The organism is Affinundibacterium danionis, from assembly GCF_042432465.1.
Lineage (GTDB): Bacteria > Pseudomonadota > Gammaproteobacteria > Burkholderiales > Burkholderiaceae_D > Undibacterium > Undibacterium danionis.
This window is the reverse complement of the sequence record NZ_JBHLXJ010000002.1, coordinates 451,114-468,834: the sequence shown is the minus strand read 5'-3', so window position 1 is coordinate 468,834 and position 17,721 is coordinate 451,114. Positions and strand designations below refer to the sequence as shown.

The window sequence follows — 17,721 nt, the reverse complement described above, 5'->3', positions numbered from 1 at the left end:
TATATCGACGATACCAATTTAAGTGTTGATTAGACCATTCCAATAAGCAGTCTAAAATCAGGCAAACTTAGGCTATTTCGTTGAGCTGTCAACTCGTTTGCCAAAAATGATCAAATCCCGCTCTACTCCATCCAAGGTCGCGACGCGCGGCATATTTGCCCAGATTTCGAAATTAAATGAGGCAAACAGATTCATGCTCGGTACGTTGTGACCGAAGATAAATCCCAATAAGGTATGTACTTTGATTTGAGGCGCAAAAGCGATGGCCTGTTCCAAGAAATAGCGACCTAAACCTTGTCGGCGCATGCTTTCGTGTAAGTAAATCGATAATTCTGCGGTGCCTGAATACGCTGGGCGGCCATAAAAATTGGAAAATGAAAGCCAGCCTACGATTTCCGCCTGTTCATTTTCAACAACCCACAATGGTCGCTTCTCTGGCGTATGCTCATGAAACCAGTTCAAGCGTGACTCTACCGAAATCTCCTCTGTATCGGCAGTCACCATACGAGAAGCAATAGTAGAGTTATAGATAGCAACGATGGCCGCCAAATCATCTAGTTGCGCGATCCTGTGAGAAAATACTTTCGAGTTTGGTAAATCAGAAGACGATACAGCGGACAATTGAGTAGACGACATAGAAAATTAGGGAAACGGTTACAGTGAGTATTAGGCGTTACAGCGTATGGGTAGCACGTGAAGAACGAATACTGCTACCTAATACTTCCTCTACTCGCAACTTCACACGCACACCACTTTCATCGTTCGGAAAATGCACACCTATCCCTTGCGATTTATTATTACCCGCACCTGCTGGCGTTACCCATGCGACTTTGCCCGCGATAGGATATTTACTAGGGTCATCTAACAAAGTCAGAATCACATAGATTTCTTCGCCTAATTTATAGGATTTATTGGTAGGAACAAAAATTCCACCATTCTTCAGAAACGGCATGTATGCCGAAAACAAGGCAGACTTTTCTTTGATAGCCAGTGATAACACTGATGGTCGCGAAGGCGATGGCATGTTGAGCGGCACGCTAGGATCTTGTGGTAAGTCAGCCATAACAAATTCCAGTAATTAATTTTATAAAATCACTTTATAAAATCGTTATTTAAAATCATTGAAGAGAATCACTAAACAGAATAACTAAGCAGAATCATTGAGTAGAGTTATTAAATCAAATCACTTGAGCTACGGATTTTCGATAGACCATCGTCTGCAGTTACCAAGCAAAATCTAAATAAAACTCGAAGAATATTCTAACAGCATATCTTCTAAAAACAACTTCCCGGACAAGGGATGACTAGCGATAGTCTGCCTATCTTGGCTGCTTTTGATCAATTTCATCAACATATCGTTGTTACTACGCGTCGCCAAACGACTGATATCTTGTTGATACTTTGGATAATACCGGATTTTGCCGCTTTGCTTATAAGAAAAAATATCATACAGCCAGCGTTGCAACCAAGATACCGTGCGTGGCATATCCATTTTCTGCATTTTATCGGCGAGTTTTAAGCTCGTTTCTAAATCTGGCTTACTCAAACCGCGCAAGAATTCTTCCAATTCCTTCGTATCTTCAGATTGCGCCATTTCCAAGGCCAATAAAGGCGCGCCGCCTTGCAAAGCTAACCAAGATTCAGGCTCTTTCACACCTTGTTCTGTCAACCAAGTTATTGCTTGAACTTTGCTAGGCATAGTCAATGGCAATTTATGGCAACGCGACAAAATAGTCGGTAACAATCGATCTATTTTATGCGAGACCAAAATAAAAACCGTGTTCGGATTGGGCTCTTCCAAAGACTTCAGCAAGGCATTTGCGGCCGGTGTATTTAATGCTTCTGCTGGATACATCACCACCACTCGCGTACCTTGGCGGTGAGTCGAGATATTCATGAAGTTGGACAAAGCACGTACCTGATCAATCACGATTTCTTTCGATGGTGCTTTACTGGCTTTGGCTGTTTTTTTCTCAGGCTCTTCTGCGGCCTCGCCCGCACCAGCGTCGGCGGCATCTTCTTCATCCAATAAACCAGGTCGCACCCGTCGATAATCAGGATGGCTATACTGATCAAACCAATTGCAGGACAAACACTTACCGCAAGCATGTCCATCAGGATCGGCAGATTCACACAACAAAGATTTCGCCAAATGTTCGGCAAATTGCGCCTTACCGATTCCTTCTGCGCCAAACAATAAAAAAGCATGCGGCATACGACCGCGCATGGACATAATCTTAGTCCAAGTATCTTGCTGCCATTCGAATATAGTGTGACTCATATGCAGATATCCAAATAATTCAATGACTGTCGTTTAGATCAGAGCGCGCCGCTTGCTTACAGAGGGCATCAATGATTTCGGATATCTCTTGCTGTATGGCGGCGATACTACGAGTTGAATCTATCACTCTAAAACGTTGAGGAAACTCCGCCGCGCGACGTAAATATTCGTTGCGCGTATTCGTGAAGAAATCACTCTGCTCCTGCTCAAATTTATCCAATATCCGTGTCGCATCTAGACGCGTCCTAGCAACGTCGATTGGAACATCAAAAAGTAAAGTTAAATCTGGCTGCAAATGCGGATGCACCCACTGTTCAAGCACATTCAACTTACTTAAGTCTAATTTTCGTCCTCCGCCTTGGTAGGCGAAACTAGCATCAGTAAATCGATCTGAGATGACCCAAGTGCCTGCATCCAGCGCGGGTTGTATGACTTGCGCAATATGTTCACGACGAGCGGCAAACATGAGCAAAGCTTCAGTTTCTAAATGCATTTTTTCGTTCAAGAGCAAACCACGTAAGGTTTCACCTAAAGCTGTCCCACCAGGCTCTCTGGTCGTAACAACGTTCACACCTCGCCGTCTTAAAGCGTCTGCGACAAAACTGATATGCGTCGACTTTCCTGCGCCATCAATACCTTCGAAAGTGATGAATAAACCCGCCTGATTGTCTAACTTATTGCCCAACTGATCGCCCATCTTAGTAATATTGCTCATGTACTGATCTCGTAATTTTTATTGTAATGATATAGATAAAGAATGCCTAACGTTGATACTTGTTCACCGCTTTATTATGATCATTCAAATTCTCTGAAAAATGACTGGTCCCATTGCCTCGAGCCACAAAATAATACGCATTGCTAGGCTCTGGATTTAAGGCCGCCTTAATCGCGTCTATGCCAGGCAAAGCAATCGGCGTTGGAGGTAGGCCAGCTCTGGTATAAGTATTGTAGGGCGTGTCTGTCGTCAAATCACGTTTGCGGATATTGCCTTGAAATTTGTCACCCATACCGTAAATAACCGTGGGATCAGTCTGCAATAACATCCCCGAGCGGAGGCGATTGACGAACACCGAAGCAATCATGCCGCGCTCCGACGCTTGTCCCGTTTCTTTCTCAATAATGGATGCCATAATTAAAGCTTGATAAGCGTCTTTATAGGGCAAATTAGTCGCGCGCTTATTCCAAGCTTCATCCAACTTGTTCAGCATCGCCTGATGCGCTTGTTGGTATACCTGTATATCACTACTATTTTTCGCAAACAAATAAGTATCGGGAAAAAATAATCCCTCAGGATGTGAGTATTGGCTACCGATTTTCTTTAGTAAATCTTGATCGGACAAACCTGTTGTGTCATGGCGAATGGCAGTATGAGCATCTATTGCATTTCGCATCTGTCTGAAACTCCAGCCTTCAATGATGCTCAAATTACTCAAACTAAACTTACCTTCTACGATTTTTCTTAATAGCTGCTGTGGTGTCTCTTGAGGCATCAACTCAAAAGAACCGGCTTTTAAGCTAGCCGCCCTACCTGTCACCCGCGCCAATATCTCAAAAAAATACGGCTGTATCGGCACACCCGCATCAACCAACTGGCGCGCCGCACTTCGCACATTGCTACCGCTCTTGATGGTAAATTCCACGCTCTTTTCATTCTCCAAAGGCGTGTCCATCCAACGCACAAAGGCCCAAGTACCAAGCGCGGCAGTTAGTAAAATCAACAAAGTACAAAAAACAAAGAATTTTTTCAAAGAAGCCATGTGAACACTAATTCCAATTTGCTGCGATAATCACGAAAAATGAGTGCCATTGTAAATGGGAACATTCGGCATTGGCAGAAAAACTGGAAAAAAATCAGCGCTGCGCATATTGATAAGCCCACCATAAATTCAATGCAAAGCGTATTCAACATAAGCTCAACCAACAAACGATATGAACGCACCCAATAGCACACAACATTTTTTTGAATTAGCTTCGTCGATCAACACTAGTAATTCCACGCTAGCGCAATTGCAAGATGGCTATATCTGCCACTTACAAGACCAAAGCTTACTCCAAGCGAGTGGCGACGACGCCGCCAGCTTTCTACACAATCAACTCAGTAATGACGTTGAGCATCTGAACTATACCCAAGCACGCTATGCGGCTTATTGCACCCCAAAGGGGCGTATGCTGGCTAGTTTCTTGTATTGGAAATCAGATGGCAACATCATTTTGCAATGTTCAAGTAGCTTACAACCCGCCTTACAAAAGCGCTTACAAATGTTTGTGATGCGTTCTAAAGTTAAATTAGAAGATGTTAGCGAACAATTTGCAACCATCGGCTTGGGTGGCAAAACAGCCTCGGCATTCTTATTGACACAATTTACTCAACTACCTGAAGTCATCAATGACAAAATCAGCGGTGAAGCAGGCACGATCATTCGCGTGCACGATGCCTTCGACACACCACGCTATCTATGGATACTGACCCATACCAAGCTGATAGACATTTCAGCGCAGATCGACGCAAGCTTAAAGAAAGTCGATGCGAGCATCTGGCGTCTAGGAAATATCCACGCGGGCGTCCCTCAAGTGCTAGAGCAAAGCAAAGAAAAATTCGTACCACAGATGATTAATTTCGAATTAATCGGTGGAGTAAATTTCAGAAAAGGTTGCTACCCCGGTCAAGAAATCGTGGCGCGCAGTCAATATCTAGGCAAGCTCAAACGCCGCATGGCAATTGCACGCGTCTCCGCTGACTCAGTAGATATTGCGACCGAAGTATTTTCAGACAATGACCCCACACAACCTTGCGGCATGATCGTTAGCGCGGAACGCGATTTCGACCAAAACTTCGCTTGTCTAGTAGAGATGAAATTAGCCGATCAGGAACAAGGTAAAGTCCATTTAGGCAGTCATATGGGACCCATTTTAAACTTCCTCCCGCTACCCTACGCCTATCTTGATGTGACCGAATAGGTACACTGGATGGACTGCTATATCTACTACAAAAGCAAACAGGAACACGCAATCGACATAAGGCATTGCGTGCAACTATTGCGCGCAGATTTGAGCAATAAAATGCTGCATCAAGTTCAGTTACAAAGACGTCCAGCCAGCAACAATGGACTCATTACCTGGATGGAAATCTATCGTGACGTACCAGAGGATTTTGAGTCTATTCTAGCTGTGGCGGTGAGCCAATGCGGCATACAAACATTCATTCAAGGAGAGCGTAGATTAGAATATTTTATCGATGCACAAGATTGAATTCTGAAGCTGCCATTCTTCCCCGTACTTTTAATGAACATGAGAAATCAATCATCCTCATTTGGATCTAACTCAGGAAACAAAACCTCAGTAAACCCGAACTTGGTGAAATCTTTAATCCGCATAGGATATAACACGCCATTCAGATGATCCGTCTCATGCTGCACCACGCGTGCGTGAAAACCATCGACGTCGCGGCTAATCTTTTGACCAAACTGATCAAAACCCTCATATCGCAAACGACTCCAACGCGGCACCAAACCGCGCATACCTGGAACTGATAAACAACCTTCCCATGCGTCGTCGGTTTGATCGGAGAGCGGTGTTAATACAGGATTGATCAACACAGTTTCCGGTACATTCGGGGCGTCAGGATAACGTGGATTTTGTTTGAAACCAAAAATCACTAATTGCAAGTTGATACCAATTTGTGGCGCGGCTAAGCCTGCGCCATTTGCGTGCTGCATCGTTTCAAACATATCCGCGATGAGCTGATGTAACGCGGGCGTGTCAAATTCTTTGATCAATTCTGATACTTTGAGCAAACGTGGGTCGCCCATTTTTAAAATTGGATAGATCATCGTTTTCTAGCTCCGCTTAGCATCAAGCTTAATTATTGAGAACCCATTAATTCATGCAAATATTTAGCGAACTCCACGCCCACGTCAGGATGCTTTAAACCTAGCGCAACACTGGCTTTGAGATAGCCTAATTTGGAACCACAATCATAACGTTTTGCATCACAACGATAAGCAAATACGGGCTCGTCTTTGAGCATCGCGGCGATGCCATCGGTCAATTGAATTTCACCACCCGAACCTTTTCCTAAATTTTCCAAATAGTGAAAGATTTTCCCAGATAACACGTAACGCCCTGCGACCGCTAAAGTCGATGGCGCATCTTCTGGTTTTGGTTTTTCCACGATGCCATGCATACGTTCCAGATTTTGCTTATAGAGGGAACCACTGACGATGCCATATTGATTGGTAAACTCGCGCAACACATCTTGTACAGCGACAATGCTGCCACCTTCTTGTGCATACAGATCAGCCATTTGCGCCGTTACGCCTTTTTGGCCTGGACGCACATCCATCAGATCATCCGCCAACAACACGGCAAATGGCTCATCACCAACCACAGGACGAGCGCACAATACCGCATGCCCCAAGCCCAGCGCTGCGGGCTGGCGAATATAAATACAATTGACATTATTAGGAATGACACTGCGAACGATATCCAACAAAGCGTTTTTACCGGCAGCTTCTAATTCATGTTCCAGTTCATAGGCGGTATCGAAGTGATCTTCGATTGCGCGTTTATTTCGCCCTGTAATAAACACCATTTCGGTAATGCCTGCTTCGACTGCTTCTTCTACCGCATATTGAATCAACGGCTTGTCGACAACCGAGAGCATTTCTTTAGGCTGTGCTTTGGTCGCTGGTAAAAACCGACTACCGAATCCGGCTACGGGGAAAACAGCTTTTTTTATTTTTTGCATAAATCTCTTTCACCAATTTTTTAGTTTTTATATTGTTTTTAAGTTGCTGTGTTGCTGTCTTACTTTATTGCTTTGTCGCTTTGCTGGGCTTCAATTTGTTCAGCGCCAACCTACCGCACATCCGATATTAGCTATTGCAAAGGACTAGGAATTCCTCTTCGGACAAAACCGCTATCCCCAGCTCACGGGCTTTTAATAATTTGCTGCCTGCATCTTCGCCGGCTACCACATAGCTAGTTTTCTTGGAGACCGAACCTGCTACCTTGCCGCCATTTTTTTCGACCAAGGCACTTGCTTGTTCGCGACTCAAAGTGGGTAGAGTGCCTGTCAAAACTAGGGTTTTTCCTGCAAACACGGCGTTACTGAGATCGCGCTTTTCTATTGCAGGCCAATGAATGCCGGAAGCGATTAATTGTCTCACCAATTCCACATTAAAAGGGTCAGCAAAATAACGCGTGATGGAAAGAGCGACGACCGGGCCGACATCATTGACTTGCAATAACTGTTCTTCGGTCGCAGCCATCAATGCTTCCATGTCAGCAAATGCCAAGGCCAAATCTTTTGCCGTTGATTCTCCAACATGACGAATTCCCAACGCATAAATAAAGCGCGGCAAGGTGGTGGATTTGGACGTCTCTAAGGCATCCAAAATATTCTGCGCTGATTTTTCCGCCATGCGATCCAATTCGGACAAAGCCATCAAGCCCAGCTTGTAAAAGTCTGCAGCAGTAGTCACGACATTTTTGTCCACCAATTGCTCAATCAATTGCTCGCCCAAGCCTTCAATATTCAAGGCCTTACGTGACGCAAAATGGAATAAGCCACCTTTACGCTGTGCAGCACATTTGATCCAACCACCCGAGCAACGTGCAATCGCCTCATCTTCTAACTTCACAATATCAGAACCACAGATAGGGCATTGTTTAGGCAAAACGAATACACTAGTCTGTTCTGGTCTTTTTTCTAAAACACTAGCCACCACTTCAGGAATGACATCACCAGCACGGCGCACAATCACGGTATCACCAACCCGTACATCCTTGCGTTGAATTTCTTCTTCGTTATGCAAAGTCGCATTGGTGACCGTCACACCACCGACGAAAACGGGCGCCAAACGTGCCACCGGCGTAATGGCACCAGTGCGACCGACTTGTACTTCAATATCGAGTACCGTCGTCAACGCTTCTTCTGCTGGGAATTTATGCGCAATCGCGAAGCGCGGCGCACGTGATACAAAACCTAGAATCTCTTGCTGATCGAAGCGATTCACTTTGTACACAACTCCATCAATTTCGTATGGCAATTGCGCGCGCTTTTCTTGTATGCCGCGATAAAAATCTAATAACGATGCCGCGCCTTTGACCACTGCTTTTTCTTCACAGGTGGGAATACCCATGCTTTGATACCAGTCGAGCAAAGCGCGATGCGAGCTGGGCAATTCTGCGCCGTCTAACAGCCCTATGCCATAGGCAAAAAATCGCAAACTACGTTGCGCGGTAATTTTTGAATCGAGTTGACGCAAACTGCCAGCAGCGGCATTACGAGGATTAGCAAACTCTTTCGCACCGAGATCACGCTGACGTTGATTCAATTTATCAAAGTCAGCTTTAAACATCAAAACTTCGCCGCGCACATCCAAAATAGCAGGAGGGTTTTCACATTGCAAACGCAAGGGAACGCTACGGATCGTGCGAATATTTTCAGTCACATCCTCGCCAGTATAGCCATCGCCGCGCGTTGCCGCCTGCGAGAAAACGCCATCAACATAGCGCAAATTTATCGCCAAACCATCGAATTTCAAATCAATAGCGTACTCAATATCTTGATCGCTGGTCGCCAAGCCCTCACGTACCCGACGATCAAAAGCAAACACGTCTTCATCTTCAAACCCGTTATTCAAAGACAGCATCGCTACCGCATGCTGCACCTGAGAAAATTCAGGCAGTATGGTACCGCCCACTCTCAGCGTAGGACTATCTGGTGTTTTCAATTCAGGGTGCTGCTGCTCCAGCATTTGCAATTGCTGGAAAAGCTTGTCGTATTCCGCATCGGGAATGGTGGGCGCATCTAAGGTGTAATAGTGATAGCCGTGTTGTGTTAGCTCACGACGTAAGCGCTGCGCTAACTCTGGCAAGGACTCTTGCTCAGGCGTGGATTGCCCTACGGAGTTAGCACCAAATAAATCATTTTGCATGTTCAAGCGTTCGACTCAATTAACTCAAGTAACTCAAGTAACTCAAGTAACTCAATTAGTTCAATTAGTTCACTTAACTAAACAGGCGCTTAGCGCGGCGTGAGCCGGCTGGAATTTCCGCCACAGCCATGGCGTTACAAAATTCACGAACCTGGTCAGCAATTTCGCTAAGCGCTTGATCAGAAATAGGATTGTTTCCATCATCAACCACCGTTCCACCTAAGCGAGAAGCCAAGGAGCGCGCGCATTTCGCCATGACACCGAAGCCTTCCAAGTCGGGCGACACACAAGGCACATCCAGTAACAAAGTTAATTTGGATGTGACGGTTTCACTCGCACTCACATTAGTGGATAAGGTGAACAAATTACCGACATCACCATCTGGCATCACCAAGCGTCCGTCAGGGCGGACATCGAAGCCCTGCTTTTCCAATGCGCCTAATAAAGTTGTAATATCCCAAGGCGCACCATTGGATAAGACATTCACGCTCAACTGCGCATCGTGTTCGGCGACGAATTGGTGCAATTCACGTGCATTTGACATCACACGATTCATGTCGGGCACATCCGAATGTGCATTGAGACGATCAGCGATCTCACGCAATTTACTAACGAATTCGGAATACTCCAATTCATTCAAAGGACCACTGCGACTGACCATTTGCACACCAGCGAACAGCGCCGTGTACGCGCCGCCATGGGCGATTTCATCACGCTTACCATCATGGGTTAAACCGATGAAATGCACTGGCTTACGTCCGACATATTTCAAGTTATTGACTTCTTTCAGTAATTTTTCACCACGAATCGGCGCTTCAAATTCGAGCGGGATGACACAATCAATTAAGTCATCAACTGATAATTCCTTACCATACATCGTGGCATCGAAATCAGGTTTGGCACTGTGTGCCTGATTATCAGTAGAAGGCGATGCAAGTGCTTCCTCATCCATGCTCGCCAATTCTTCTTGATCAAATTGAGGCTCCTGACGTACCAACTCTGCATCATCGCGGGCATTCATCAAGACATCGTCATGTTTACCAGAAAAAGCGCGATCTACACTTTTTCGGGCACGATATTCCTGCCATTTACTATAAATATAAACCACCACTACAAATGCGCCACCTGCAATGATCAAACTCATCGTTAATTCTGACATGCTGCTTAACCCTCACCTACTAAACTTGCTGCCGATTCCATATCGACCGCAACGATTCGAGAAACCCCCTGTTCTTGCATGGTAACGCCAATCAATTGTTGTGCCATTTCCATTGCAATTTTATTGTGGGAGATAAATAAAAATTGTGTATTGCTAGACATACGTTTCACCATATTACAGAAACGTTCTGTGTTTGAGTCATCCAGCGGTGCGTCAACCTCATCAAGTAGGCAGAATGGCGCTGGATTTAATTGGAACATCGAGAACACCAAAGCGGTCGCGGTCAATGCTTTTTCACCACCTGATAGCAGGTGAATCGTCGCATTCTTTTTGCCCGGTGGCTGCGCCATCACTTGCACACCAGAATCAAGAATTTCATCACCCGTCATAATCAATTTTGCCTGACCGCCGCCGAACAAGATAGGGAATAGTTCAGCAAAATGATGATTCACACGATTAAATGTATCTTGCAATAAATCGCGAGTCTCGATATCGATTTTCTGAATGGCATCTTGCAGCGTCGTAATCGCTTCCGTCAAATCGGCGTACTGCGCATCTAGAAAAGTTTTACGTTCGGTCGCTTGTGCCAGCTCATCTAAGGCGGCCAGATTGACCGCACCAAGTGCTGCGATGGCATTGGTTAAACGCGTGACTTCACCCTGCAAATAAGACGGCTTCAAATCATCATGTAATTTTTCTTCGAGGGCGGCTTCATCAACCTCAAAATTACGCAACTGCTCTTCATATTGTTCTTGATTGAGGCGCGCTGCTTGCTCCTTCAGTTGCAGCTCGACGATGCGATCACGTTGCGGTTGCAAACTACGCTCTACTTGCATTTTTGATTCTTCTGCGTGGCGCAGTTTTTGAGTCAACTGATCCAGCTCATGTCGCGCATCCGCTAACACCCGTTCCTGATCACTACGCTTTTCCAACAATGTCTGTAAGCCAGCATGCGCAGTCTGCTCATCCATGCTCTCCAATTCAAGCTGACCTTGCTGCATATTCGCAAATAACTGCGAAGACTGCTCTAAGGCGGTGGCGATATTACGCTTGAGTTCTTCCATTTTGACGCGATGCGTTTTCTCAGCAAAACTGGCTTCTTGCGCAGCCAATTCCAAATCACGCAAACGAGAACGTGCATCATTTAAATGCTGTTCTTTTTCTAGAAAAGCCGTTTGTCCATCTTCATGCGTTTCCTGCATTTCGGCCAATGCAATATCCAGCTCTTCAAACTTAGCTTCTGACTCAGCGCGCGCAGTTTGTTGTTCCTGCTCTTGCTCGGCGATTTCTGCTAAATCAGAAAGAATTTGTGTACTACGCTGATTAAAGCGTTCCTGCACCTCGGTCAATTTCATGTATTCGATTTGTAAGCTATGAACGGATTGCGTCAAACCAGCAACCCGTACTCGTAACTCTTGCAAACTTTGTGTGGCCTGGCTTAACTGTGCTTCAGCGCGAACTGCTCGCGTTTTACCTTCATCAGCCAGGAGATGTTGCGCACGCGCCTGCTTAGCGACATTGTCAATTTCTTGTTGCCGTGCGAGTACGCCATCTTGTTCTGAATCGGCCGCATAAAATCGCACGCTATTAGCACTGATTAGATGACCTTCTTTGGTAATGAAGCAAGCACCGGCGGGCAATTTAGCGCGCTCTGCAAAAGCAGTCGGCGCGTCTGGCGCAATGTATACATTGTGCAGCCAGTCTTGCATCACGCTACGGACACCCGCATCATTGAGTTGCAACAAACTGAGCAATGGCTTTAAGCCCTCGACCATTGCAACCGGTGCAATCACTTGGGGTGCGTAGAGCGCTAATTTAGCTGGCGGTGCGTCATTAAAAAAGGCTTTTGCCCATTCCAAATTCGACATCTCCAGTGCCGAAGTACGTTCACGCAAGATAGATTCCAGCGCAGTTTGCCAGCCATTTTCTATCTGTACTTTTTGCCATAATTTCGGCAATTTTTCTAACTCATGTTTGGCTAACCAAGGTTGAACTTTGCCCTGACTTTCAACTTTTTCTTGCAATGATTTCAGTGCTGCAAGACGGGCATCGAGCTGCGCTGATTGTGCGGTGTCTTGATTTACTTGCGTTTGCGCGGAACGACGCTCTTCTTCCAACTGCGGCAAACGCTCTTGCGCCTCGTCCATTTGCATCGTCACTTCTTCTAACATCTGCTTTTTTTCTTCAAGTTGCAAAGACAGATTTTGCAAATGCGAAGCATCTGGAATAACCAGACCTTGCTTCTCTTGATTCAGACGTTCACGACGTACTGCTAAAGTATTTAAGATATTCGATGCATTGCGTTGATGCGCAGATTCGAGTTCTATCTGCTGTTGCATCTGCATGATTTTGGCGCGTGACTCTGTCGACTTGAGTTGCGCGTCACGCCAGATTTGCTCTAACGCAGGGATTTTTTCGTTCTGCTGCGCTACGGCCTCTTGCGCCTGCTCGCTACGCATCGCCAATTCTTCCACGTGCATTTCCGCATCGACTAAGTCATCTTGGAATTGCTGGCCTTGACGCTGCCATTGGTCGCGTTGCGCAGACAGCGAATTGAGTTGCGATTGCAAGCGAGCACGCGATTCGATCACGAACTTAATCTGCGCTTCTAAGCTACCGATCTCAGCATTAGTTTGGTACAAATTACCTTGCGCCTGATGCATCTTATCGCCAACCGCATAGTGCGCCTGACGCATTTGATCTAGTTCTAACTCTACATGACGTAGCTTGGCGGTTTGTTCTTCCAGATCAAGCTGACATTTTTCGATTTCGGCAAAATGCTTTTTCTGTTCGGTTGCAGCTTCACGTTTGCGTAACATCCACAACAGTTTTTGTTTTTCTTCTTGATCCGCTTGCAGAGAGTGGTACTTATTAGCGACCACCGCCTGCGCTTCCAGTTTTTCTAAATTATTGTTTAGCTCACGCAAGATATCTTCGACCCGCACTAAATTTTCGTGAGTATCGTGAATGCGATTTTCGGTTTCGCGGCGGCGTTCTTTGTAGCGTGACACACCAGCAGCTTCTTCCAGAAATACGCGCAATTCTTCTGGTCGCGACTCAATAATGCGAGAAATCATGCCCTGACCGATAATCGCGTAAGCGCGTGGCCCCAGACCTGTACCTAAGAAAATATCTTGAATATCACGACGACGTACCGACTGCCCATTAATATAGTAAGTCGATGTACCATCGCGCGTTAAAGTCCGTTTAACGGCAATCTCGGCGTATTGACTCCACTGCCCCGCCGCTTTACCCAAACTGTTATCAAAAACCAATTCAACCGAAGAACGCCCGGCAGGTTTACGATGTGTAGATCCATTAAAAATAACGTCTTGCATGGATTCACCACGCAATTCTGAAGCTTTAGATTCACCCAAGACCCAGCGCACGGCATCAATAATATTTGACTTGCCGCAGCCGTTCGGACCAACCACACCTACTAATTGACCGGGAACATGAAAATGAGTGGGATCGACGAAGGATTTAAATCCAGCCAATTTAATAGAAGTTAAGCGCACGTTGTTTTTATTTATCGATTTTTAGACCAAAATACACAAATTGAATCTGCTTCCAACACGCTATTCAAAGATCTTTCTTTTCTACAAAAACGTGATGGCAGATGACAATTTTTTTAGCATTCAACTTACCATTCAAACAAGTAAGACCGCACATCATAACATTCTGACGGCCTAGTTTTGCAGATTTTGATGGACTGACGACGCTAAAAAACGCAGACCTTCACAGTTTATTGAGAGATTGCTCTGAACTTCTCTCAACTTGCTCGTTAGCGCACAGCAAGCACGGCTATAATACGAGCTTATTTAGGTATCTGACTTATTGATTCTTTGCTTCTAAAAAAATATCTAGGCTAACAGGCTACGGCGGTGCAATAACCCAATTCAAAAGTTTTAATTTTAATTCTTATTTTTTCCGTATTTTTAAGTGAATTTGTCCGTGAATCCCAATTTAGAAAAACTACAAGCTTATCCGTTTGAAAAATTAAAACGTCTGTTTGCCGGCATAACCCCTAATCCCGATTACAGTGCTATCAGTCTTGGTCTAGGCGAGCCTAAGCATGCCACGCCGCAATTAATCAAAGATGCCTTGGTCGCAAACTTGAATGGTTTGGCCAATTATCCATCGACCAATGGTATAGAAGGCTTGCGAGTCGCAATTAGCAATTGGCTAGCGCAACGTTATAACATTCCAGCATTAGACGCGGCAACACAGATTTTGCCAGTCAACGGTTCACGTGAAGCGCTATTTTCACTGGCGCAAGCGGTGATAGATCCAAGTAAGAATAGCCACGGCGCACCTATCGTGATGTGCCCAAATCCTTTCTACCAAATTTATGAAGGTGCAGCCTATTTAGCGGGTGCTGAGCCGTATTTTGCCAATGCCAATCCGGCTAAAAATTTCGCTCCCGATTTTAGCCAAATTCCAGAAGCCATCTGGCAACGCGCACAATTATTGTATGTCTGCTCCCCCGGCAACCCAACCGGTGCGGTTTTGACACTAAACGATTGGAAAGAGCTGTTTGAATTATCGGATCGCTATAACTTTGTGATTGCTGCCGACGAATGTTATTCCGAAATTTATTTTGGTGAAACCGCACCTCTGGGCAGTTTAGCCGCAGCGCGTGCTTTAGGTCGCAATGATTACCCTCGCTTAATTACGCTATCCAGCCTTTCGAAACGTTCAAACGTTCCTGGCATGCGCTCGGGTTTTGTGGCTGGCGACGCCAATATCATCAAACAGTTTTTGCTGTATCGCACCTATCACGGTGGCGCGATGTCGCCTAGCATACAAGCGGCATCGATTGCAGCTTGGAACGATGAACAGCACGTGATCGAGAATCGCGCTTTGTACGTGAAGAAATTTTCTCAAGTTACTCCCGTTCTACAAGAAGTCCTCGATGTTGCACTACCTGACGCTGCTTTTTACCTATGGGCAGGCGTCGATAAGCATCTTCAAATCTCTGACACAGAGTTCGCGCAAGGTCTTTACCGAGACTATAATGTGACCGTTTTACCAGGTAGTTTTTTGGCTCGTGAAGCGCATGGCATCAATCCTGGCAGCAATCGCATTCGAATGGCTCTAGTCGCTGAAGTTGAAGAATGCATGGAAGCAGCACAGAGAATAGCTGCTTACACTAGGCAATTAATGCAAGCGCAGTAAAAACGCAACGAACACAATAAGCGCAATAACACCAGCCCGCAATTTCTATCTTCACCCATTAATTCACTTTACTTAAAAATAACGTCATGACACAGCAATTACAAAACATCATTGATCAAGCTTGGGAAGACCGTACTAATTTTTCTCCTAAAAATGCACCAGCAGAGTTACGCGAAGCCGTGGCTCACGTCTTAGAACAACTCGATTCTGGTAGCTTGCGAGTCGCACAAAAAATCGATGGTGCATGGCATGTTAATCAATGGGTCAAGAAAGCCGTGTTACTGTCTTTCCGCTTGGAAGACAATATCGTGATGCCATCTGGCGAGCATATGCAATTTTTCGACAAAGTCCCAACCAAATTTGCCAGCTACACGGCTGAAGATTTCGCCAAAGGCGGCTTCCGCGTAGTACCACCTGCGGTGGCGCGTCGCGGTAGTTTCATTGGTAAAAATGTGGTCCTGATGCCGTCTTACGTCAACATCGGTGCTTATGTCGATGAAGGCGCCATGGTCGACACATGGGCAACCGTTGGCTCATGCGCGCAAATCGGTAAAAATGTACATTTATCTGGTGGCGTTGGCATTGGCGGCGTGCTGGAACCTATGCAAGCCAATCCCACTATCATTGAAGACAATTGCTTCATCGGCGCACGTTCAGAAGTGGTTGAAGGAGTCATCGTGGAAGAAAACTCTGTGATTTCTATGGGCGTATATATCGGTCAATCGACTAAGATTTATGATCGCGCAACTGGTGAAGTCAGCTATGGTCGCATCCCAGCAGGTTCTGTTGTTGTCTCTGGCAACTTACCATCAGCCTGCGGTAAATACAGTCTGTATTGCGCAGTGATTGTAAAACGCGTTGACGCACAAACTCGCTCCAAAACCAGCATCAACGAATTGCTGCGCGGCGCTTAATATCCAGTTTTTTTGGGTTCAATCTCGCTTAATTTTGCTCAATTAACGGCGTCAGCATTTGAACAAAGTCATAACATAAAATAGGTTTTACTTTACAGGGGAATTATCATGGCAATGGATCGTTTATTTCAGTTAATGAAGGACAAAAATGCGTCAGACATGTTCTTTGCCATTAATTCGCCTATTCATTTAAAAATCAATGGCAATCTCCTCCCCATCAATCAACAACGCATGGATGAAGATAATATTATGGCTTTGCTGGCAGAAGTCTTGTCTGCAGAACAGATTGCACAATACAAACGCGAAAACGAGCTCAATGTTGGTATAGGCATGACTGGAGTTGGTCGTTTCCGTCTATCCGCATTTCGACAACGTGGATCAACTTCCGCAGTTTTCCGTTTTGTACCCGGACACATTCCGGGATTTTCTACTTTGCATTTACCACCCGTGCTTTCAGAATTAATTATGGAAAAACGGGGCTTAATTTTGGTGGTAGGCGCCACTGGATCTGGTAAATCAACTTCGATTGCTTCTATGCTCGACTACCGCAATGAAGTAAAAACGGGCCATATTTTAACGATTGAAGACCCTATAGAATATTTATTCCGCAGCAAAAAATCTATTGTCAATCAACGCGAAATCGGCACTGACGCCGACAGTTTAAAAACCGCATTACGCAACTCTTTACGTCAAGCACCAGATTGTATTCTGATCGGTGAGATCCGTGATTTAGAGACGATGATGGCTGCTATTGCGTACGCCCAATCAGGCCATTTGGTTTTAGCAACGCTGCATGCGAATAATAGTTATCAAGCCTTGAATCGTATCATTAGCTTTTTCCCGATTGAAAATCGCAGCGCTTTACTCTTAGATTTGGCGTCGGCAATCAAAGCCGTTATTTCGCAGCGACTAATCAAAGCGATTGATGGCGGTCGCTGTCCAGCGGTTGAAATTATGTTGAATACCCGCTATGTCGCTGAGTTGATTGAACAAGGAAATATTTTCCAAATTAAAGAAGCGATTGAGAAAAGCTTGGCGCCAGGTTCGCAAACCTTCGAACGCGCACTTTTGCAATTGATTAAAGACGGTCTGATTACGCAAGAAGAAGGTTTGGCCAATGCAGATTCGGCCAACAATCTATTGTGGTTGCTCAACAATGACACGGCCTTAAATCAAAAAGCACAGGCCGAACCAGAGCCAGAACACCATACTGAAGCAACCTTCACTGAATTTAATCTGAACATGTAA

At 45.4% G+C, this 17,721-nt stretch carries 15 protein-coding genes; 5 read left to right on the top strand and 10 right to left on the bottom strand.

The genetic code is table 11. From position 1 onward, the window contains the following. Positions 1–72 precede the first annotated feature (72 nt). From ACFFJH_RS02135 to mltG, 5 genes are all read right to left on the bottom strand, one after another. On the bottom strand, positions 73–636 hold the full coding sequence (locus ACFFJH_RS02135; RefSeq protein ID WP_390209704.1) for a GNAT family N-acetyltransferase: 564 nt from the start codon (positions 634–636) through the stop codon (positions 73–75). A gap of 37 nt (positions 637–673) precedes the next feature. Continuing rightward, positions 674–1,063, bottom strand: coding sequence for a PilZ domain-containing protein (locus tag ACFFJH_RS02130; protein WP_390209702.1), 390 nt, complete (start codon positions 1,061–1,063; stop codon positions 674–676). A gap of 174 nt (positions 1,064–1,237) precedes the next feature. Continuing rightward, positions 1,238–2,281, bottom strand: a complete 1,044-nt coding sequence (holB, locus tag ACFFJH_RS02125; protein ID WP_390209700.1) for a DNA polymerase III subunit delta' — start codon at positions 2,279–2,281, stop codon at positions 1,238–1,240. Positions 2,282–2,300: 19 nt separating this feature from the next. Next, complete coding sequence (gene tmk / locus ACFFJH_RS02120; RefSeq protein ID WP_390209887.1) at positions 2,301–2,978, bottom strand: dTMP kinase; 678 nt, start codon at positions 2,976–2,978, stop codon at positions 2,301–2,303. A gap of 64 nt (positions 2,979–3,042) precedes the next feature. Further along, on the bottom strand, positions 3,043–4,029 hold the full coding sequence (gene mltG, locus ACFFJH_RS02115) for an endolytic transglycosylase MltG (RefSeq protein WP_390209885.1): 987 nt from the start codon (positions 4,027–4,029) through the stop codon (positions 3,043–3,045). A 181-nt stretch (positions 4,030–4,210) separates the two neighbouring features. Between mltG and ygfZ the strand changes: the two genes are divergently transcribed. Both ygfZ and ACFFJH_RS02105 read left to right on the top strand, forming a co-directional pair. Continuing rightward, positions 4,211–5,239 (top strand): CAF17-like 4Fe-4S cluster assembly/insertion protein YgfZ, encoded by a 1,029-nt coding sequence (gene ygfZ / locus ACFFJH_RS02110; RefSeq protein WP_390209699.1) that lies wholly within the window; start codon positions 4,211–4,213, stop codon positions 5,237–5,239. Between the two features lie 9 nt (positions 5,240–5,248). Further along, entirely contained in the window at positions 5,249–5,530 is a 282-nt protein-coding gene (locus ACFFJH_RS02105) for a DUF4936 family protein (RefSeq protein WP_390209697.1), read from the top strand. Positions 5,531–5,577: 47 nt separating this feature from the next. Here ACFFJH_RS02105 and def read toward each other — a convergent pair whose 3' ends face one another. The 5 genes from def to smc all read right to left on the bottom strand — a co-directional run bounded on the left by def (position 5,578) and on the right by smc (position 13,899). Further along, the gene (gene def / locus ACFFJH_RS02100; RefSeq protein ID WP_390209694.1) at positions 5,578–6,111 is read right to left on the bottom strand and encodes a peptide deformylase; all 534 of its coding nucleotides are present in this window, start codon (positions 6,109–6,111) and stop codon (positions 5,578–5,580) included. 32 nt (positions 6,112–6,143) lie between these two features. After that, on the bottom strand, positions 6,144–7,028 hold the full coding sequence (galU, locus tag ACFFJH_RS02095; protein WP_390209693.1) for a UTP--glucose-1-phosphate uridylyltransferase GalU: 885 nt from the start codon (positions 7,026–7,028) through the stop codon (positions 6,144–6,146). A 127-nt stretch (positions 7,029–7,155) separates the two neighbouring features. Further along, positions 7,156–9,222, bottom strand: a complete 2,067-nt coding sequence (gene ligA / locus ACFFJH_RS02090; protein ID WP_390209692.1) for an NAD-dependent DNA ligase LigA — start codon at positions 9,220–9,222, stop codon at positions 7,156–7,158. A 73-nt stretch (positions 9,223–9,295) separates the two neighbouring features. After that, positions 9,296–10,381, bottom strand: coding sequence for a cell division protein ZipA C-terminal FtsZ-binding domain-containing protein (locus ACFFJH_RS02085; RefSeq protein WP_390209690.1), 1,086 nt, complete (start codon positions 10,379–10,381; stop codon positions 9,296–9,298). Between the two features lie 5 nt (positions 10,382–10,386). Further along, positions 10,387–13,899 (bottom strand): chromosome segregation protein SMC, encoded by a 3,513-nt coding sequence (gene smc, locus ACFFJH_RS02080; protein ID WP_390209688.1) that lies wholly within the window; start codon positions 13,897–13,899, stop codon positions 10,387–10,389. A gap of 436 nt (positions 13,900–14,335) precedes the next feature. On the opposite strand from smc, the gene dapC reads away from it, so the two are divergent. The 3 genes from dapC (at position 14,336) to ACFFJH_RS02065 (ending at position 17,721) form a co-directional block, all read left to right on the top strand. Beyond that, entirely contained in the window at positions 14,336–15,559 is a 1,224-nt protein-coding gene (dapC, locus tag ACFFJH_RS02075) for a succinyldiaminopimelate transaminase (RefSeq protein ID WP_390209686.1), read from the top strand. 86 nt (positions 15,560–15,645) lie between these two features. Continuing rightward, the gene (gene dapD, locus ACFFJH_RS02070) at positions 15,646–16,473 is read left to right on the top strand and encodes a 2,3,4,5-tetrahydropyridine-2,6-dicarboxylate N-succinyltransferase (RefSeq protein ID WP_390209685.1); all 828 of its coding nucleotides are present in this window, start codon (positions 15,646–15,648) and stop codon (positions 16,471–16,473) included. Between the two features lie 108 nt (positions 16,474–16,581). Continuing rightward, positions 16,582–17,721, top strand: a complete 1,140-nt coding sequence (locus tag ACFFJH_RS02065) for a PilT/PilU family type 4a pilus ATPase (RefSeq protein WP_390209683.1) — start codon at positions 16,582–16,584, stop codon at positions 17,719–17,721.